This is a genomic window from bacterium (assembly GCA_030583725.1).
Lineage (GTDB): Bacteria > Patescibacteriota > Microgenomatia > UBA8517 > UBA8517 > JAUYMM01.
In genome coordinates this window covers 193858-212436 of sequence record CP129472.1, presented here as the reverse complement: position 1 = coordinate 212436, position 18579 = coordinate 193858, and the positions used below count along the sequence as shown (strand labels likewise).

The 18579-nt window shown below is 33.7% G+C and carries 21 protein-coding genes and 1 tRNA gene; 17 read left to right on the top strand and 5 right to left on the bottom strand.

Features of this window, described 5'->3' with window-relative positions; genetic code table 11:
- The first annotated feature begins 76 nt into the window (after positions 1-76).
- The 6 genes from ileS to QY322_01225 all read left to right on the top strand — a co-directional run bounded on the left by ileS (position 77) and on the right by QY322_01225 (position 6250).
- Positions 77-3013: an isoleucine--tRNA ligase gene (gene ileS / locus QY322_01250; GenBank protein ID WKZ25915.1), complete on the top strand. Its 2937-nt coding sequence runs from the start codon at positions 77-79 to the stop codon at positions 3011-3013.
- Positions 3003-4034: an FtsW/RodA/SpoVE family cell cycle protein gene (locus tag QY322_01245; GenBank protein WKZ25914.1), complete on the top strand. Its 1032-nt coding sequence runs from the start codon at positions 3003-3005 to the stop codon at positions 4032-4034. Before ileS ends, QY322_01245 begins: the two co-directional genes overlap by 11 nt.
- Positions 4035-4187: 153 nt before the next feature.
- A complete protein-coding gene (locus tag QY322_01240; protein WKZ25913.1) occupies positions 4188-4595 on the top strand; it encodes a hypothetical protein in 408 nt (135 codons plus the stop codon).
- 187 nt (positions 4596-4782) lie between these two features.
- Positions 4783-5127, top strand: coding sequence for a 50S ribosomal protein L21 (gene rplU, locus QY322_01235; GenBank protein WKZ25912.1), 345 nt, complete (start codon positions 4783-4785; stop codon positions 5125-5127).
- 54 nt (positions 5128-5181) lie between these two features.
- Complete coding sequence (locus QY322_01230) at positions 5182-5433, top strand: 50S ribosomal protein L27 (GenBank protein WKZ25911.1); 252 nt, start codon at positions 5182-5184, stop codon at positions 5431-5433.
- 1 nt (position 5434) lies between these two features.
- Positions 5435-6250: a ParB/RepB/Spo0J family partition protein gene (locus tag QY322_01225; GenBank protein WKZ25910.1), complete on the top strand. Its 816-nt coding sequence runs from the start codon at positions 5435-5437 to the stop codon at positions 6248-6250.
- 17 nt (positions 6251-6267) lie between these two features.
- On the opposite strand, the gene lepB is transcribed toward QY322_01225, so the two are convergent.
- Both lepB and QY322_01215 read right to left on the bottom strand, forming a co-directional pair.
- Positions 6268-6810, bottom strand: a complete 543-nt coding sequence (gene lepB, locus QY322_01220) for a signal peptidase I (GenBank protein WKZ25909.1) — start codon at positions 6808-6810, stop codon at positions 6268-6270.
- A gap of 20 nt (positions 6811-6830) precedes the next feature.
- On the bottom strand, positions 6831-7904 hold the full coding sequence (locus QY322_01215) for an IMP dehydrogenase (GenBank protein ID WKZ25908.1): 1074 nt from the start codon (positions 7902-7904) through the stop codon (positions 6831-6833).
- Positions 7905-7994: 90 nt separating this feature from the next.
- On the opposite strand from QY322_01215, the gene QY322_01210 reads away from it, so the two are divergent.
- A tRNA-Val gene (locus QY322_01210) sits at positions 7995-8071 on the top strand.
- Positions 8072-8075: 4 nt separating this feature from the next.
- Complete coding sequence (locus QY322_01205) at positions 8076-8678, top strand: hypothetical protein (protein WKZ25907.1); 603 nt, start codon at positions 8076-8078, stop codon at positions 8676-8678.
- Here QY322_01205 and QY322_01200 read toward each other — a convergent pair.
- Together QY322_01200 and QY322_01195 are read right to left on the bottom strand one after the other, a co-directional pair.
- Positions 8650-8904, bottom strand: a complete 255-nt coding sequence (locus QY322_01200; GenBank protein ID WKZ25906.1) for a hypothetical protein — start codon at positions 8902-8904, stop codon at positions 8650-8652. The two genes, QY322_01205 and QY322_01200, sit on opposite strands and share 29 nt — an antisense overlap.
- A 13-nt stretch (positions 8905-8917) precedes the next feature.
- Positions 8918-11029 (bottom strand): C39 family peptidase, encoded by a 2112-nt coding sequence (locus QY322_01195; protein WKZ25905.1) that lies wholly within the window; start codon positions 11027-11029, stop codon positions 8918-8920.
- Between the two features lie 47 nt (positions 11030-11076).
- On the opposite strand from QY322_01195, the gene QY322_01190 reads away from it, so the two are divergent.
- The 6 genes from QY322_01190 to QY322_01165 all read left to right on the top strand — a co-directional run bounded on the left by QY322_01190 (position 11077) and on the right by QY322_01165 (position 16211).
- Complete coding sequence (locus tag QY322_01190) at positions 11077-11718, top strand: class I SAM-dependent methyltransferase (protein ID WKZ25904.1); 642 nt, start codon at positions 11077-11079, stop codon at positions 11716-11718.
- 65 nt (positions 11719-11783) lie between these two features.
- The gene (locus tag QY322_01185; protein ID WKZ25903.1) at positions 11784-12590 is read left to right on the top strand and encodes a hypothetical protein; all 807 of its coding nucleotides are present in this window, start codon (positions 11784-11786) and stop codon (positions 12588-12590) included.
- Positions 12578-13480 (top strand): hypothetical protein, encoded by a 903-nt coding sequence (locus QY322_01180; protein WKZ25902.1) that lies wholly within the window; start codon positions 12578-12580, stop codon positions 13478-13480. Before QY322_01185 ends, QY322_01180 begins: the two co-directional genes overlap by 13 nt.
- Positions 13446-14675 (top strand): lipopolysaccharide biosynthesis protein, encoded by a 1230-nt coding sequence (locus QY322_01175; GenBank protein WKZ25901.1) that lies wholly within the window; start codon positions 13446-13448, stop codon positions 14673-14675. The genes QY322_01180 and QY322_01175 overlap by 35 nt, the downstream gene beginning before the upstream one ends.
- Positions 14644-15189 carry a hypothetical protein gene (locus QY322_01170; protein ID WKZ25900.1) on the top strand — a complete coding sequence of 182 codons (546 nt, stop codon included), beginning with the start codon at positions 14644-14646 and terminating at the stop codon, positions 15187-15189. The genes QY322_01175 and QY322_01170 overlap by 32 nt, the downstream gene beginning before the upstream one ends.
- Positions 15159-16211 carry a hypothetical protein gene (locus QY322_01165; protein ID WKZ25899.1) on the top strand — a complete coding sequence of 351 codons (1053 nt, stop codon included), beginning with the start codon at positions 15159-15161 and terminating at the stop codon, positions 16209-16211. The genes QY322_01170 and QY322_01165 overlap by 31 nt, the downstream gene beginning before the upstream one ends.
- Here QY322_01165 and QY322_01160 read toward each other — a convergent pair.
- Positions 16179-16892, bottom strand: coding sequence for an Ig-like domain-containing protein (locus QY322_01160; protein ID WKZ25898.1), 714 nt, complete (start codon positions 16890-16892; stop codon positions 16179-16181). The two genes, QY322_01165 and QY322_01160, sit on opposite strands and share 33 nt — an antisense overlap.
- Positions 16893-16954: 62 nt before the next feature.
- Between QY322_01160 and QY322_01155 the strand changes: the two genes are divergently transcribed.
- From QY322_01155 to QY322_01145, 3 genes are read left to right on the top strand one after another with little or no spacing between them, the layout of a single operon-like run.
- Complete coding sequence (locus QY322_01155; GenBank protein WKZ25897.1) at positions 16955-17362, top strand: hypothetical protein; 408 nt, start codon at positions 16955-16957, stop codon at positions 17360-17362.
- Positions 17363-17366: 4 nt separating this feature from the next.
- The gene (locus QY322_01150) at positions 17367-18191 is read left to right on the top strand and encodes a PD-(D/E)XK nuclease family protein (GenBank protein WKZ25896.1); all 825 of its coding nucleotides are present in this window, start codon (positions 17367-17369) and stop codon (positions 18189-18191) included.
- Positions 18192-18251: 60 nt separating this feature from the next.
- Positions 18252-18572 (top strand): hypothetical protein, encoded by a 321-nt coding sequence (locus QY322_01145; GenBank protein WKZ25895.1) that lies wholly within the window; start codon positions 18252-18254, stop codon positions 18570-18572.
- Positions 18573-18579: the final 7 nt, after the last annotated feature.

Here is an 18579-nt window from a genome sequence, read left to right as displayed (position 1 = left end):
AGCAGTAATTAAGAATCAACTTAAGGTGGTACCGCGTCTTCATAAGTCGCCCTTAATATTATATTATTAAGGTGCTATGCAAAAATTAAAAAATTATTTTAAAGCTGTTGAGCCAAAACCTGACTTTCCAAAGATGGAAAGAGAGCTCTTAGACCATTGGTATAATGACGGGATCGTTGATAAATATTTGAATAGAAATAAAAAGTCTAAAAAATATTTTTCCTTTCAGGATGGTCCAATAACTGCAAATAATCCAATGGGTGTTCACCATGCGTGGGGTAGGACCTATAAAGATCTATGGCCAAGGTTTAAAAGTATGCAGGGCTTTCGTCAAAGACATCAAAATGGTTTTGATTGCCAAGGTTTGTGGGTTGAAGTTGAAGTTGAAAAAGAACAAGGCTTTAAAAGTAAAAAAGATATTGAGAAATTTGGGGTAGATAAGTTTGTTGCACTTTGTAAAGAAAGGGCAAAAAAATATTCTGGAATTCAAACCGAACAAAGTAAACGATTGGGATATTTCGCGGATTGGGATCATTCGTATTACACGCTTTCAGACGACAACAATTATATGATTTGGCACTTCTTAAAAGTTGTTCATCAAAATGGTTGGCTTTATAAAGGTAAAGATTCAGTTCCTTGGTGTCCTAGATGTGAAACCGCAATATCACAACATGAAATGTTGACTGAAGATTATAAAGAAGCTGTACACGAGTCGATCTATATGAAATTTCCAATTCAGGAGACGGATGAAAATTTGCTTGTTTGGACTACAACCCCATGGACAATCCCTGCAAACATTGCGGTGGCGGTTGATAAAAAACTTGATTACGTATTAGTTGAAGTAAATGACGAAAAATTATGGCTTGCAGAAGAAGCAAAAGAAAGAGTCTTAACAGGTTTTGAATACAAAGAACTTAAAAAAGTTAAAGGCTCAAAACTGGTTGGTCTTAAATATAAGGGTCTTTTTGATGACTTGCCGGCAGTTGCTAAAGTTGCAAAAGAAAGTTTGGGTAAATTTCATACAGTGGTCGAGACGATTGACTTAATCATGCCTATTACTACTACTGAAGGAACAGGTTTAGTTCACACTGCAGTTTCGGCAGGAACGGAAGACTTTAAACTAGGTCGCAAACTAGGGCTACCAATGATTCCTGTAATTAACGACGATGCATCGTATATGGATGGTTTTGGAGATTTAAGTGGCCAAAATGCAAAAAAGCATCCCGAATTAATTTTAGAAAAGATGAAGGAAAATAATTTTTCTTTTAAGATTGAAAGATATAAACATAGATATCCGGCTTGTTGGAGATGTAAATCAGAACTTGTATGGAAAGTTACAGACGAGTGGTATATAGCCATGGACAAGCCTTCACAAAATTCTTTGCCTAGTAAATCAAACTTAACATTGAGGGAGAGAATGAAAGATACTGCTAAGAAAATTACTTGGATTCCTGAGTTTGGTTTAAAAAGAGAACTTGATTGGCTTGATAATATGCATGATTGGCTAATTAGTAAAAAGAATAGATACTGGGGTTTAGCACTTCCAATTTGGGAATGTAATAAATGTGGAAACTTTGATGTTGTTGGGGGGAAAGAAGAATTAAAAGAAAGAACAGTGTCAGGTTGGGATAAGTTTGACGGTAAGTCTCCTCACAAACCACAAATTGATGAGGTGAAAATAAAATGTTTAGTATGTGGTGAAGTTACATCAAGAATTGAGCCAGTGGGTAACCCTTGGTTAGACGCGGGGATTGTTCAGTTTTCAACAATCTCTGAAAACAATAAGGCCAGTAATTTTGAAGTCACTGATACAAAACCTCTTTATTTAACTAACAAGAAGGAGTGGGAAAAATGGTTTCCAGTTGATTTCATTACAGAAAGTTTTCCAGGACAATTTAAAAATTGGTTTTACTCAATGATTGCAATGAGCACTGTGTTGGAAAACAAAACCCCCTTTAAAACTGTTTTGGGCTTTGCAACCCAGCTTGGAGAAGATGGAAGGGCGATGCATAAATCGTGGGGGAATGCTATTGAATTTAATGAGGCTGCCGACAAAATCGGATCAGACGTTATGAGATGGATGTTTGCCAGACAAGATCCCGCTACTAATATGTTATTTGGCTATAGACTAGCCGATGACACTAGACGTCAGTTTCATTTAAAGATTTGGAATATCTATAACTTTTTTATAACTTATGCTAATTTGGATAGATTTACACCATCCAAACAACACCCCAAAGATGCTGAGGGCTTAAGTGCCATAGACCGTTGGATTTTAGCCAGATTGAATGAAACGGTAAATTCAGTTACTGAAAATTTAGAAAAATTTGATCCATATAATTCTAGTTCTTCAATTGATAAATTCGTTGATGATCTGTCAGTTTGGTATATCAGGAGGTCAAGAGATAGGAGGGACGATCGTTTTTATAATACTACTTATCAAGTTTTAGTTATATTATCTAAATTGCTAGCTCCCTTTGTACCATTTATCGCTGATTTCATATATACAAATTTAACTAAGGAGGAATCTGTGCATCTGTCTTCATGGCCAGAATCCGCACTATTGAATAATCAAGATAAGGACCTTCTATTGGAAATGAATAAGGTCAGGGAAATGGTTGAAGTGGGCCATAGTTTAAGAAAAGAAAATAATGTTCCAGTTAGGCAACCACTATCTCAATTTTTAACTACGCAGAAACAATTTGAGACAGAAGAACTAGAACAACTTATTTTGGATGAACTTAATGTTAAATCAATCAAATACGATCAAAAAGAAAATAAATTAGACCTAAATATTACCCCTGAACTTGAGGAAGAAGCAAAAGCAAGAGAACTTATTAGAAAAATACAGGCTGCTAGAAAAGATATGGGTGTGGAGATGGATGCTAAAATAAATTTGATTACTTCTTGGGTACCAAAAAATAAAGAGCTTAAGGATTGGTTAATTAAAAAGACACTTGTGGTTAATATTACTGAGGGTGAATTTGGTGTATCATTAAGCGATGAAGCTTGATATATATTTAATATTACCGGTTGTCTTACTTCTAATTTTTAGTTATTTTATTTTAAATTCCATAAGCCCCGCACTTTTCCCATCTTACTTTTGGTATTTTGGTCTGGGCATAATAGCATTTTTATTTTTCTCACTTTTTGATTTTGAAGTGTTTTCAGCTTTCTCTAAATATTTATATATTATTTCAATCTTACTGCTAGTAGTAACTTTAATAATAGGACAAGCTACGAGGGGAACAGTCAGATGGATACCAATAGGAGGCCTATCATTTCAACCATCGGAAATAGTTAGACCATTTTTACTTGTCTTTTTTGCAAACTATTTAACTTATAAAAAACTTGACTTAAAAAGAATAATTCATACCTTAATTTTGATGGGAATCCCTTTATTTTTAATTTTAGTTCAACCTTCATTAGGTGTTACTGCCTTAACTGCTGTGGGGTTCTTGGGACTTTTCTTGGCAGCTGATTTAAATAAGAAAAACTTTTTATATTTAGGATTAATTGTGGTTGCATTAATTCCACTCATTTACTTTTCATTGGCACCGTATCAGAAGACGAGAATAACTTCATTTCTTGACCCAGCAAGTGATCCTTTAGGTGTTGGCTATAATGCAATCCAGTCAACAATTTCAGTAGGTTCAGGAATGTTTTTTGGTAGGGGACTGGGTAAAGGGGTTAACACCCAATTATTGTTTTTACCAGAGAGACACACAGATTTTATATTTGCTTCCATTTCTGAGGAAATGGGATTTATTGGTGCATTTATATTATTAGCTTTAACAGCGGTGTTATTTTTTAGAATTGTTAAGTATTTAGATAATCCCCTAAATATCCCTGCAAGAATTTTTCTTTCTGGAGTTTTTTTGACACTGTTTGCACAGGTTTTTGTTCATACTGGTATGAATATGGGGTTATTACCCATAACAGGTGTGCCATATCCTTTAGTTTCAGCTGGTGGTTCTTCCCTACTTGCCACCATGATTACACTAGGTATTGTAGTTGGGACTAAAAAACTATAACAGCATAAATGCTGATATAGCATCCTTATTTAAATAAACTATAAGTTTACATTTACAGGAGAATACTATAGAATATCCCCACGCGAAAGCGTGCGCACGTTTAAACACTAATTAGGGATAGTGTATCAAAATTCAAATCGGAGGTACTTTGTTATGGCACACGTAAAGTTGAATCCTGATATGCGACAAACGGCAGCAGATGCGGTTAGCCGGCTTTTGGATGAGCGCGGTGAGACAGGAGCATCGATTGGAGCGGTGAAGAATAAAATCACTTCTTCGCTTCATATCGCTGTGTTTCCGCAAGCCGATTTCGGCAAGATCCTGTTCAAGGCGCGCGCCAAGAAAGTCGGTGACAGGTATTACCTCATGGGTGTTGGTCCGGAAAAACCCAAGGCGGAAAAACCTGCAAAAACCGGCGGTGACGAAATGACTTTCGAAGGTGTTGACGTTGTCATCACCGGCCAGCATGGTTTCAAGCTTGAGGCCAAGAAGGTCAAAAGGGTGACGATTATCATCTCTTCGATCCTGCTCATTTTGGCGGCGCGTATGGTTACCGGGTAGTCAATTGAAACTGACAACGACGTTAGAGAGGAATCCCTAGCCTCAACGATGTTGTTGTCAGTTTCCGTAGTACATGGATAGCATAATTTTATAAAATAAAAATTATAATATCCTGCCACATGTACTACGAAACACAAAAATGGTTTAATTATTGTAATTAGTTAGGTTTGGCTTTAAAATACAACATATGGATAAGAAAATCTTGCCAGCAGATAAATCTGCAGTTAAATTTGCAGTTATCAGAATTGGTGGAAAACAATACAAAGTTTCTGAAGGCCAAGAAGTTTTGGTTGACAAATTGACAGATACAAAAAAAGCAGAAGCGGAAGTATTATTAGTTTCTGATGGAGACAATGTAGAAATTGGAACTCCAGTTTTAGAAAAAGCAAAAGTTACTTTGAAAGTTTTAACAGAAGTTGAAAAAGGTGAAAAGGTAAGAGTCTTTAAGTATAAAGCCAAATCAAGACAGAGAAGGCATATAGGATTTCGTGCTCAATACACCAGACTTTTAGTACAAAAAATATCAAACTAGTAACTTCTAGTCACTTGACAAGCGTGAAAAGTTAGTCTATATTCATAATCAAATATGTCAACACACAAAGCCGCAGGAAAAGCAAAACAACACGTAAGCCCAGCAGGTAAAAGATTGGGTACAAAAGTTTCAGGTATGCAACCTGTTAACTCAGGTGAAATTTTAGTTCGCCAAAATGGTACAAAAATTGGAGCAGGAAAAAATGTCAAGGTAGGTAGAAATCATACCCTATATGCAGTCAAAACTGGTGTTGTTAAATTTACAACCAAATTAGGCAAAAAACTAGTTAATATAGTTACAAAATAATATGGCAGAAGAAGTAATTCAATTAGACATAAATCAACTTCAGCCCAACCCATTACAACCAAGAGGTGCAATTACTCCAGAAAGCTTAGTAGACTTAGTAGATTCAATTCGTGAGCATGGAATATTAGAACCTTTAGTTGCTGCCAAAACTCCTGCTGGATACCAATTAATTGCTGGAGAACGTAGATGGAGAGCTTCAAAGCTTGCAGGTTTGACCCACGTACCTGTCATTATTCGTGAAACAACCCCTAAAGGAATGCTTGAAATGGCAATAGTAGAGAATGTCCAGAGGGTTGATCTAAATTCCTTAGATCGTGCCAAAGGATTTGAGAGGTTAATGGATGAGTTTGGTTTAACAACATCAGAAGTAGCAGTCAGGATTGGTAAGTCAGTTGCCTACGTCAGCAACTCATTACGTTTACTGACACTACCAGACGCATTAAAAGATGGACTTCTTTCAGGACTTATCTCTGAAGGTCACGCAAGGGCCCTAGCAGCAATTGATGACACTGACTTGATGGTTGAAGCATATAAAATTATATTGCGTGAGTCAGGCTCAGTCAGAAGAGCTGAAGAACTAGCAAGAAGGATGAAAGCACAAGCAGACCAGAAGCCAAAAGCTAATCTACCTAAAATGCATATAATTTCTGAAGAAATAGACAAAATGAGATCAGATTTTGAAAAAGCACTTGGAGAAAAACATCAAGTTAGACTTGCAAGATCCAGACGTGAAACAAGACTTACCTTTGTGTTGAAAGGTTCATTAGATGAAACTGAAAGCACACTTCAATTAATCTATAAGGCAGTTGCAAATTAACTTTTTTTAAAAAGTACTTAATAATTTGGAGATTTTATAGTTCCTGCTAAGTTAAATGGATAATAAACCAACCATGCTTTGCCTGTTATAGCTTTTTTGGTGATAGGTCCCCAAGCCCTAGAGTCTGAAGAGTGTGGTCTATTGTCACCCATGACAATATAATTCCCTTCTGGTACTGTGTATTTTTCTCCTTCAGCAAGAAAATTACTAGAGTTTGTGTTTACTTTTATATAGTCTTCTTTAAGTTCAGTGTCATTTATAAAAACTCTGCCATTTAAGACCATAACACTGTCTCCTGGGGTTGCAATTATTCTTTTTATAAACTCATCATCTGAGATAGGTGGTTTAAAAACTACAACATCACCCCTTTGTGGGTCATTTCTATAATATGTAACCTTTTCTGTTAATAAGTATTCACCATCTGGAAAAGTGGGGTGCATTGATTGGCCCTTAATTTTGTGAGGCCTTAAGATTAAAAGATAGACAATCAAAAAAATACCAACAGCCAAGACAATAACTTCTAAAATATCCATAAAAAAGGCTCCAAGTTTGTGTAGCATAGATAACATTATATTAGTCTTTAACGTGTGTTGTATAGTAGCACATCATGAGAGCCACTTTCCTTTAGTCCTTGTGAGGTTATTCTTACAAATTTTGAGTTCTGCCATAACTTATTGATGTTTTCTGCACCAGAGTAACTTAGGCCGGAACGTATATTTGCAACATATCTTTCTACTAATGATGAAAGGGATCCTTTGTAGGGGACAATTGACTCTACTCCTTCAATTTGTTTGATATAGTGAGATTCAACTTCTTTTTTGTTAAATAAAAAATGCCTTTTCTTTTCAGCCATTGAAGTAGAGGCATTGTAAACTTTGAATTTTTTGCCCTTAATTTTAACAATCTTACCAGGAGATTCATCACAACCTGCAAAAATACTACCTGCCATTACTGCAGATGCACCAGCAGCAAGGGCTTTAACAACATCTCCAGAAGTTTTAATTCCACCGTCTGCAATTATAAATTTTTTATGTTTCCTTGCAGCTTTGGCAGCTTCTAAAATTGCAGTTATTTGAGGTATACCTGACCCTGTTTCAATTCTTGTTGTACAAATAGAACCTGGTCCTACTCCTACTTTAACACAGTCTGCACCTGCCTTAAAAAGGTCATCTGTGGCTTCAAAAGTTGCTGTGTTGCCTGATACAATGTCAACTGAATTACCAAACAATTGTTTTAACTTTTTAGTTGCATCTATATTTTTTTGCATATGGCCATGAGCTACATCTATGAACAAAATATCAACGCCTGCTTTAACTAAACTTTCAGCCCTTTCAACAATACCATTTCTAGCTCCAACTGCAGCACCAACAATTTGAGATGTTTTTTTGACCTCAAAAACCTCGTTTGCCTGCATTTCTATTGGTAAAAATCTTGGTATGACTCCAAGACCTCCAAGTTTTGCAATGGCAGTTGCCATTTTTACGTCAGTAACATCACTCATATTTGCAGTTATTAGTGGTATTTCTAATGTAACTTTGTTACTAATTTTGGTTTTTAATGATACTTCGTTTCTACTATTTATACTTGAATATTGAGGTACCAGAAGTACATCATCGTATGAAAGGGCAAGTTGTATGTCATTTAATTTTGCCACGACAATAATCAATTTAGGTTAATTCAAGCCAGATGTCAATTCTGTGAAAAGAACTAAAAAGATGATATTATTACTCTAATATAGATATAGGGATTCGTAGCTCAGTTGGTTAGAGCGTTGCATTCACATTGCAAAGGCCCCCCGTTCAAATCGGGGCGAATCCACCAAAATATGACAAATTTAGAAATTATTAATTTATTACAAAGAATAACAGGAATAACTGCATTTGCTTTAATTACCCTGCAGGTTTTTTTAAGTACTGATAGAAAGTATTTAAGATTTCATATGATTAGTGGTATATTTGCATATACATTTATTCTTTTACATCCACTTCTTTTTGTTATCTATAGATATTTTCTGTCAGGTGAAATTGATCCATTTTATGTTTTTGTAGATTTTTGTGTAATGTGTGGTAATAACAAATATGAGTGGTTTTTAAGCTTAGGGAGATTTGCATTTTATATTTTTACAATTGCAGTTATTGTTGCAAAGTATAAGCAAAGCTTGGCCAGCTTCTCTGGTAGAAATGGATTTTTACTATTTGGAAAAAAAGTTGATCAGTGGTTAGCAGTAAACTGGAGAAAACTGCATATGTTGAATTATTTGGCATTTATCTTTGTATCTGCACATAGTATAAATGTAGGCACTGATGTAACAAAACCTTGGTTTATGATTTTCTTCTGGTTCTGTCAAGCTATTTTTATGTATGCAGTAGTAAAAAGATTAAGAGAAGTGTATTTAAATTTTAAGAAATTCTTACCTCAGGTAAAATAGTTGATCCCTTAGGGTTTATTTCATCTTCTGGGTTTTTCTTAGCACCCTCAATCGTTGGTGCAAGTACTGTTTTTATCTCTTTGTCCCGTGGTGTAACTGGTAAATTAACTTTTGGGATAACTTCTGTTCCATCCAGTGAAACATGTCCTGCAGCTGGCTCTTCTGAAGGTGTAGGTACGGTAATTTTCCAACCCGTATGTCCTGTACGTTTGCTCCCTTGCATCATACCTAATTATACATTATTTAATCAAAGTAGTTAAATCTTGCCTTAAGTTTAGTGAGTAAGTTGTGTCAATAAATCTTGGTGTAAGTCTTTTTATATGTTTAATCAAAAATTTAATAATATTGTCTGAGTGAAACCTTTGATAAAACTTAATATGCATTTTTATAGATTGGTAAATTCCTTTATTTTTAATTAGTTTGTTTTTATATGCGTTATCCAAATTAAGTAATATTCCATCAATTGAAAGTTTAACTTTACTTTTTGAATTAAACTTGATGTTGTATATATCTGTATCCCCGCCCATTAATGAACCACTAAATTTATTCATTGTTACATTGCCATCAATAGAATACATATATGAATCCAATTCGTATGATCCACTAGCTCCACTAACATTAAGTGTATAACTTGAACCTTTAGGCTTTTCAAAAATTAAAACCTTTAAAACCTCTCCACTGGTGTTACTAGTATTTTCAAGATCATTTATTGGTTCTTCTATAAATGACTGGCTTTCTACAGGATTTCCATGTGAGTCAAGTAGCTCCAGATTAATGTGTTGGTCAACAGTAAACATAATATATGAGAGATCAGAATGTGTTGGAGTATATGAATTAATGGCCAAGGAATAATTACCATATGGACTCAGGTCAGACCTGTTCTCATACCCTGGGTCATTAATAGTATAAATTCCATCGTGCATTTTTCCAGTTGCTACCACAAAATGACCAGGTTGTTTTAAAATTGCAGGTCTGTTATTGGTTAATTCATTATCCAAATTTTCTTGTGTTGGAGTATATCTCTTATATTCCAAAGTTGGTGAACTACTTGAATCATTCAATTTTGTATATCTTGAAACTGCAAGCCAATTAATTAAACCATTTCTAATATAACCATCACTTTGTGTTTTTAGCCAGTCATTTAGAGTATCTGGAGAAATACTATGACCATGATATTGCAAAACCATGACGGCAGAAGTTAGTGCACAACCATATTGTTTAATTGTTCCACTTATATGATCATACCAGTCATTCTCCCAACCTCCAGTATATTGTTTTAAATTTGTCACCTGCATTATTGGGATAATTGGAGTTGGTAATGGTGTTGGTGATGAGTTAAACAAAACATTCCTCGTATAATTCTGACCATTATGTCCGCCAAGAATGTATATGTAGTTTCCGCTAGTCGAGACCGCAGAACAACAATTTGTGTAAGGTAAGATTGCATCGCTCTCATTCCATTCACCTATCGACGAATTGCTTAATATGGGTGCGTACACAACTTTATTTGTTACGCTGGGGGAATAACCGCCAATCAGTACTAGGTTATCATTAAGTGCAGTTAATGAACCTCTATTGTTAGGAAATAGTAGGTTTGGCTGCGTGATCCAGCTAGATATTAGACCATTTGTGTCAATTGTGCCCAAATAAACAGAGTTAGTTATGCCGGTGTTTGAAATACCACCAATGATTGCTACCTTATCATTATGGACATAAAGTGAAAATCTTTGCAATCTAACTGGTAATGTACCTGCTAGCGTCCATTCTCCTAAACTACCGTCATCAACACTTATTGTAGACTTGTAAATTTCATTTCTTGAGCTCGCTTGATTTTCGCCATTTGTCGAACCTCCTACATAATAGACGCTATTATCAAAGATAAAAGCTGATCCAAAACTTAGTTTCAATGGTAGTTTCTGTGTTGTGTTCCATGTGGTAATATCACCGTTGCTCTGTATTTCAGCGTACACTACTTCGTCCAGTAAAATAGAGGGTAAGCCACGAGCCCCACCAAGAATGTATACATACTTATTATTATTCGCTCCTGAATGCCAATATATATTTGGGGTACTGGATAACTCCTCCCAATTTAAAATTTCGCCCAATGAATTGAGTTGTGAAAAATACCCCACAGGAAGTGATATTGCGCCAGCACCTCCGATCAAATAAATCTTATCATTTAAAATGAATGAATAACTACTAGCCACACCGTTTAAAAGTGGTATTTCTGTATTGTAATTCCACTCAGATTTTAAATCTAGAGCGTGTATAATAAGAGGTCTAGACAAAACAATTATCAGTGCGACAATGAAGATGAAAAACTTAACTAATATAGTTTTTTTAACACTCACTATAAATATAAATATGCATCTTAAAAAAATACATGTCAACAACTAAAATGAAAAATTCTGTAAAATTTTGGGATAATAAAATAAAAAGTAATCGTACAACACTGTTTCAGTCGCCTATATATAAAATGAAAAATAAAATTGTGGTCTCTGAAATCTCAAAGTTAAAGGGAAATTTGCTTGACTTAGGCTTTGGGTATGGATATTTAGAACAAAAAGTTATTGATAAGAATTTAAATCTAGTGTTATTTGGGATAGATATCTCACACGAGGCAGTTAAACGCGCAAATGTTAACTTCAAAGGAACGTTTATACAACAGAAGTTAGGTAGTAAATTACCATTTAAAAGTGGTTTTTTTGATGTCATTTGTGCGTTAGATGTCTTGGAACATTTAAATTCAATAGTGCTACGAAGAGTTATGGACGAAATATTTAGAGTCATGAACAAACAAGCAAAACTTATAGTATCTGTACCACTCAATGAATCAAAAATTGATAGTATGAACAATCAACATCTCCAAATTTTTACAGAAAAAAAGTTAGCTAGTTTATTAAATGCTTCGGGTTTCCAGATAACAAAATCTAAATATCTTTTCGCTTATAATAAGTTTTTTTGGATGAAAACCATGGTATCCAAACTTTTTCAAATTGGGATACCGAATTTACTTATAGTCATAGTGACCAAGAAATGAAAATGTTTACTTTTCAACTTATAAATCATGAATATTTTATTTACATTTATTAGAATGGAAAGCGTATGAGAATATTATTTATTTCCAAACATAAACCTCCACATATTGGTGGTGTTGAAAAACATATTAGGGAGATTAGTGAAGAATTGAAAAAGAAGGATTATGTAGTTACTACTATTTCCGAAGAGGATATTAAACAACCACACATTAAAATCATTGGACTTCTATATATTTGGTTTTGGTTTTTAAAAAATATCAAAGTTTTATATAAAACAGATATTATACATATTCACGATGTGTTTATTTGGTATTTACCTTTTTGTTTTTTATTACCTTTCAAAAAAATTTTCATAACTTTTCATGGCTGGGAAGGAAAATATCCAATACCAATATATAACATCTTAAACAAAAAAGTTGCAAACTATTTATGTAACGGAAGTATCGCAGTAGGTAAGTATATTGAAAAGTATTACAAAATAAAACCAGATTACATAATTCATGGGGCGGTCAGAAAGCTTGGTCAAGACTATGGCCGACAAACAAAAATAAAAAATACAGTTGTATGGCTTGGAAGACAAGAAAAAGACACTGGATATTTTGAATTTCAGAAATGGCTCAAAAAACAAAGAGAAAAGTATAAAGTTAAATATATAACTAATGACCCAAACCCTGAAAAATATTTAAAAACTGCAGAATATTGTGTACCCTCTGGATATCTTTCATACTTAGAAGCTAAAAATGCGAACTGCAAAATTTTGACATTTTCCCACAATAAATTAAAAGAAGACTATTGGAATGAAATTATGTCAATAAAAAAAATACCTACTTGGAGTAAAATTTGTGAAGTCTATCTAAAATTATGGCGAAAATAAGCAAAGCTTGGCAAGATCAGAGTTTTGTAAAAGCATCAGTTTGTGTAACTGTACTTAATGAATCAGAGGAAACTATCAATAAACTTCTTAATGCTTTAAACAGTCAAACACTAAAACCTGATGAAATTATAATTATTGATGCTAAAAAATATAAAAATTGTTCAAGGTCAAAGGGTAGAAATATTTCAATTAAAAAGGCAAAGAACGAAATTATTGCAGTTACTGACGCTGGATGTTTGCCACACTATAACTGGTTAGAAAAGTTGACATTTCCATTTACAGAAAAGAACAATAAGGTTGACGTCGTTGCAGGTGGTTATGAAATGATTACCAAAAATTCATTTCAAAAAGCATGCAGTGTTTTTTTGGGGGTTAACAAAAAAGATATTAATTCTGACTTCATGCCATCAGCCAGGTCTTTGGCCTTTACAAAAGATATCTGGAAAAGGGCTGGTGGTTTTCCTGAAAAATTGACTGAAACTGCAGAGGATACTGTTTTTAATTTAGAGCTTTTAAAAGTTGGGGCAAAGTTTGTTGTTGCAAAAAATGCAATGGTTGATTGGAGTTTGCCAAAAGATTTATCAGAGTTTGCGATAAGTATTTATAGATATGCAAAAGGCGACGCGCTATCTGGAATTTGGTGGCATCCTATTAAAAAGTTTAAGACTCACAATATTAAAATATTAACTGTCTTTTTACGTTACTTAATTTTTGTTTTAACATTTTATTACTTTGGAAACTTGTACTTTTTATCACTCTTAACTCTTTATGCCTTCTGGGCTTTTAGAAAGGCTGGAACTTGGGGTGTTCTGCTTCAATTTGTTTCAGATATTGCTGGTATAATTGGATTTAGTCATGGGATACTACAATCAAGCACTAAAAGGAATTAGTTGGATGGGTGCCCTACGTGGCCTTACTAGGTTACTTGCGTTACTAAAAATTGCAGTTCTTGCAAGAGTATTACTTCCAGCCCAATTTGGTATATATGGTATTGCTTCACTAGTCTTAGGATTTCTTGAGATGTTAACAGAGACAGGGATAAACATATTCTTAATTCAAAAGAATAAAAATATTGATAGTTATTTAAATTCTGCTTGGGTTGTTTCTATTGTAAGAGGTTTGATAGTTGGACTTTTAATTTTAATTTTAGCTCCAGTTATAGCAGGATATTTTAAAAATGTTTCAGCAGTTAATATATTGTATCTTGTCAGTGTTGTTCCCATGATTCGTGGTTTTATAAATCCAGCCTGTGTAAAATATCAAAAGAATTTGGAGTTTAACAAACAATTCTTCTACGATTCGGGAGTATTTATTGTTAATGTGTTTTTTGCAATTCTGTTAGGCCTCATTACAAAATCTGAAAATTCTCTTGTATATGCAATGATCATCTCAACCACTCTAGAGGTATTTTTATCTTTTAAGTTTTTTAAACCAATCCCAAAGTTTATTTTTGATAAGGAGAAAACTTTAGAAGTTATAAATCGTGGTAAGTGGATAACAGGAGCTGGTGTTTTTAATTATTTGTTTCAAAATTTAGATGATATTGTAGTTGGTCGTATCTTGGGAACTGCAAGTTTGGGAATTTATCAACAGGCATACAAAATTTCCACACTTCCAGTTTCTGAAGTTGGGGAAATTTTTAATAAAGTGACCTTTCCAATATATGTTAATTTAAAAGATGAGACACAGAGGCTAAAGAAAGCATTTTTAAAGACATTGTTCATAATTTGCCTATTTGCTATTCCCTTCGGCTATTTTATTTTTAAGTTTCCTGTAGAAATAGTTATGTTTGCTTTAGGCGAAAATTGGTTACCAGCTGCACCTGTTCTACAACTTTTAGCCATTTATGGGGTTATCAAGGCAATATCTAATTCGTTTTTTTCACTATTCTTAGGAATTGGAAAACAAGAAGCTGTTACATATATAACCCTAACTAGTACTATCTGCTTAGCTGTTATCCTATACCCCCTAATTAAAATATTTGGTTTGGTGGGTGCAGGTTATGCAACAATCATTGCTGTTATTTTTTCAATCCCCTTAACACTATATTACTATGTTAAATATTTTGGAACTAAAAAAATCTAATATTACTGATTTTGCAAAAGCACGAAATGAACTTTTGCAAAAATCAAAAGCTGATTGGGTTTTGTTCCTAGACTCTGACGAGAAATTGTCAAGTCCTATTAAAAACATTTCAAACAAATACGATGGTTATTATTTAACACGCAAGAATTATTTTTTGGGTCAATATGTAGGGGATGACAAAATATTAAGATTGGGTAAAAGAAAGTTTGTAACATGGAAGAGAGGAGTACATGAAACATGGGATATTAAAAATGTAAGTAATTTAGACAACGTTATTATTCATAATACTGCAGACAATTTAACAGACTACTTAAAAAAAATAAATAAATATTCAGACTTACATGCTAAAGAAAACCTGAAAGAAGGAAAGCGATCAACTCTTTTTAAAATTATATTTTTCCCAATTGGAAAATTAATAGTTACCTATATAAAGTCAAAACATATTGTATTTAGTATAATGCAATCATTACACTCATATCTCGCATGGTTAAAATTATATTTTTTGCAACACTAATCATATTTCCTTTTGGCCAGCTTTTTAAGTTTGGCTTTGTAAATCTTTTTGACATAGCCGTTTTACTACTTGCACTGCTTACTTTGTTGCATAAACCCACATACCCTTCATGGTTTAAATATTTTATCTACTTTATTTTATTTTGTTTATTTTCCTTAGTTATTAATTATCAGTTTTTTGAATTAAAAAGCATATTATATTTAGCTAGGCTTACTTCATATGCATTTGTAGCAGTCTATATTTCTAACTTCGTAAAACAAAAGTCTTTAATTCTAAAATATCTACTGGTAGCTAGTATAGCCAGTGCAATTTTTGGCTGGATTCAATATTTAATTTGGCCTGATTTAACAACATTAAAGTATTTTGGCTGGGATGATCACCTATTAAGGATGACGGGTACATTTCTAGATCCAACATTTTTGGGGTTAGTTCTAGTGTTAGGTGTTATTGTTGCACTACAAAAAAAGAATAATTTAGCTTTTTATTTTCTAGCATTAAGTATTTTATTCACATACTCAAGAATTAGCTACCTTCTTTTGTTTCTAGTTTCACTACTGAATAAAAAATATTTAGGCATTTTAATTTTTGTGTTAGTGATAGTATTTTTACCAAAGAACATTGGTGAGGGTACTAATTTTGCAAGAACAGTAAGTGGGAACAATAAACTTGAAAATTATAGAGAAACTTTTGAAATTATTAAAAGGTCTCCACTAGTAGGTGTTGGATTTAATAATATTTGTAATGCAAGAGTAAAGTATCTAGGTGAAGTGAACATAGATTCTCATTCTTGTAGTGGTTCTGATTCTTCTATTTTATTTTTACTGGCAACCACCGGTATTATTGGTTTTATATTATTTATATATTTCATTTTACAAATCCCCACAAGCCCATTTTTAACAATTAGTTTTTTGGCGGTATTGGTGCATAGTATTTTTGCCAATAGTCTTTTTTATCCTCATATAATGTTTTGGATGTTTAGCCTCGTGGGTTTAGGAAGCAAAATTAACGGTAAAGGAAGTTGAAGACTCATTTCCAGACATATCAACAGCTTTGACTTCAAACTTGTTTTCTCCCTCTGTAAGTGTAGTTGCAAAATTAAAGGTTCCATCGTCTCTTACAGTTACTAATCTTTCATTTATGGTTAAATTTACCTTTTCACTGACAGTTCCCTTAACTGACAGTTGCCTTTGACCACTACCATAGAAACTTGCTCCATCAGCAGGAGATTCAATTACTATTTCAGGAACTTCACTGTCAAAAATAATCCTATATGTGTTTGTCTGAGTACTTTCATTATTGGCCAAGTCACGAGCTTTGGCATCTAGTGTGTTTTCTCCCTTTTTAAGTTGAAAAGTATAGTTAAATTCTCCATCACTATTTGCAACTACTTCTACTGTACTGTTGTTTGCCCTAATTAGTATTGTGGCTCCACTTTCAGACTTACCTGTAATCTTAAGTGAGCTACTATTGGTAAACTCTGGTATCTCATCAAATTGGGGTGGTGCAGGTGGGGTAGTATCCACTATTTCCACAGGTTTACCAGATTTTGTAATTTCTCCAACAAAGCCAGCAAAACGTACTAGAGTAGGAATTCCTAGAAAGACAAGTAAAACTAAAGCAATTATAGACAAAACTACATATAAGTAAGCCTTTTTTATATTTTTCTTTTCTTCTACGTTAGCAAGCCTAGAATATCTTTTCATATTAGGTAAGACTAGTATACTACAAAAGTCATTATTTTGACTGCAACTGGTATAATTTAAGTATGTCAAAAGAAAGAACACAGATTTTGGGAAAGAATAAAGCTAGAATCCAAGCTCAAATAAAAAACGAGGAAGCGTTGACCGAGCTCTTGAGAAAGTATAACAAGAAAGGTAGTGTTGTTGGCTATGGTGACATAGATCCAGAACCATTGGTTTCTCAAACCTACCAAATAAATGGTGAGTCTGTACCTGTTGAAGTTGGTAACATATATAAGTCGGTTTCACCTAGAGTCAGCGCTCTTGTTCTAGAGGATAATTCAGTTGTATTTGTCTCGGGAGTTCCAGGTCAACCATTATCTGAGGAAGATGTGCGAAAGATACTCAACCGAAGTCAAAAAAATCAGTTGACAAGGGCATTAAAGAAAAATTTAGAAAGCAGAAAAAAGAAATTCGGAAATAGTGTAAAATGACTCAATGAAAGACAAATATAAGGCGGTCTGGGTTAGTCATTCTTCAATATCTGACTTTTTATCTTGTCCCAGGGCATACTACTTGAGAAATGTATATAAAGACCCAAATACTGGAAATAAAATAACTGTTACCTCACCTGCACTTTCATTGGGTCAAGTGGTTCATGATGTGGTTGAGTCATTATCAGTATTACCTGTTGGTGAAAGGTTCAAAATACCTCTTTCAAAAAAATTTGAGGTTGCTTGGAAAAAAGTGACAGGAAAAGTGGGAGGGTTTAAATCAGTTGATGAAGAGGAGGGTTTTAAGGAGAGAGGTTTAAAGATGCTTAAAATGGTTGAAGACAATCCAGGACCGCTTTTAAATAAAGCTGTAAAAATCCAGTCTGATTTTATACCTAATTATTATTTGTCTGAGGAGGATGACATAATTCTTTGCGGAAAAATTGATTGGTTGGAATATATAGAAAAAAGAGATTCAGTGCATATTATTGATTTTAAGACAGGAAAAAATGAAGAAGACAGTGAGTCGCTACAGCTTCCTATTTATTTGTTACTTGCAACAAATACACAATCAAGACCGGTATCTAAGGCTTCATACTGGTATTTGGACAAAAGCAAGGAACTAACAGAAAAAGAACTCCCTAACTATGAAGAATCAAAAGAAAAAATATTAACAATTGGTAGAAGAATAAAACTAGCAAGACAACTTAACCATTTTGTTTGTCCCCACAAAGGATGTATCAAATGCAGACCTCTTGAAAGGATACTTCGTGGTGAGGGTGAAAAGGTTGGTGAGTCAGATACAAGGCAAGATATTTATATACTCTAGAAATAGATATAAGTTTACTTTAGAATACAGTACTGCTCCAAAGAATATATAGCAATTGATATGAGTTTAAGAGATCGCTTGCTTGAAATAAGGGTTAATGTGTCCCCTAGAAGAATAAATGAAGCCATTCATCCGACTCTGTCGGATTCGAATAGTGTTTTTGAAGTTTTGCCTGAAGAAGTTAAGGAGAGGTTTGAGACAAGGTGCGGTGACTCCAAAATTGGAATGAAAAATAGATTTTTAAAAGCTTTGGGCGATTTACTAAGGGATGGCTTCACCCTTTCTCAAATAATTCAAATAGACGATGTTTGTATAGATAACAAGGGCAGGATTGATAGAGAAAGATTGGTGGATATAATTAACGGAAAATATGATGACTAGTTGCTTG

Coding starts and splice junctions, on each gene's coding strand:
- QY322_01180 (WKZ25902.1), top strand. CDS start 12,578: ATGGCGAAAATAAGCAAAGCTTGGCAAGATCAGAGTTTTGTAAAAGCA.
- QY322_01190 (WKZ25904.1), top strand. CDS start 11,077: ATGAAAAATTCTGTAAAATTTTGGGATAATAAAATAAAAAGTAATCGT.
- QY322_01170 (WKZ25900.1), top strand. CDS start 14,644: ATGTTAAATATTTTGGAACTAAAAAAATCTAATATTACTGATTTTGCA.
- QY322_01165 (WKZ25899.1), top strand. CDS start 15,159: ATGGTTAAAATTATATTTTTTGCAACACTAATCATATTTCCTTTTGGC.
- QY322_01240 (WKZ25913.1), top strand. CDS start 4,188: ATGGCACACGTAAAGTTGAATCCTGATATGCGACAAACGGCAGCAGAT.
- QY322_01155 (WKZ25897.1), top strand. CDS start 16,955: ATGTCAAAAGAAAGAACACAGATTTTGGGAAAGAATAAAGCTAGAATC.
- ileS (WKZ25915.1), top strand. CDS start 77: ATGCAAAAATTAAAAAATTATTTTAAAGCTGTTGAGCCAAAACCTGAC.
- QY322_01160 (WKZ25898.1), bottom strand. CDS start 16,892: ATGAAAAGATATTCTAGGCTTGCTAACGTAGAAGAAAAGAAAAATATA.
- QY322_01150 (WKZ25896.1), top strand. CDS start 17,367: ATGAAAGACAAATATAAGGCGGTCTGGGTTAGTCATTCTTCAATATCT.
- QY322_01205 (WKZ25907.1), top strand. CDS start 8,076: ATGACAAATTTAGAAATTATTAATTTATTACAAAGAATAACAGGAATA.
- rplU (WKZ25912.1), top strand. CDS start 4,783: ATGGATAAGAAAATCTTGCCAGCAGATAAATCTGCAGTTAAATTTGCA.
- QY322_01200 (WKZ25906.1), bottom strand. CDS start 8,904: ATGATGCAAGGGAGCAAACGTACAGGACATACGGGTTGGAAAATTACC.
- QY322_01185 (WKZ25903.1), top strand. CDS start 11,784: ATGAGAATATTATTTATTTCCAAACATAAACCTCCACATATTGGTGGT.
- QY322_01175 (WKZ25901.1), top strand. CDS start 13,446: ATGGGATACTACAATCAAGCACTAAAAGGAATTAGTTGGATGGGTGCC.
- QY322_01230 (WKZ25911.1), top strand. CDS start 5,182: ATGTCAACACACAAAGCCGCAGGAAAAGCAAAACAACACGTAAGCCCA.
- QY322_01245 (WKZ25914.1), top strand. CDS start 3,003: ATGAAGCTTGATATATATTTAATATTACCGGTTGTCTTACTTCTAATT.
- QY322_01225 (WKZ25910.1), top strand. CDS start 5,435: ATGGCAGAAGAAGTAATTCAATTAGACATAAATCAACTTCAGCCCAAC.
- QY322_01145 (WKZ25895.1), top strand. CDS start 18,252: ATGAGTTTAAGAGATCGCTTGCTTGAAATAAGGGTTAATGTGTCCCCT.
- lepB (WKZ25909.1), bottom strand. CDS start 6,810: ATGCTACACAAACTTGGAGCCTTTTTTATGGATATTTTAGAAGTTATT.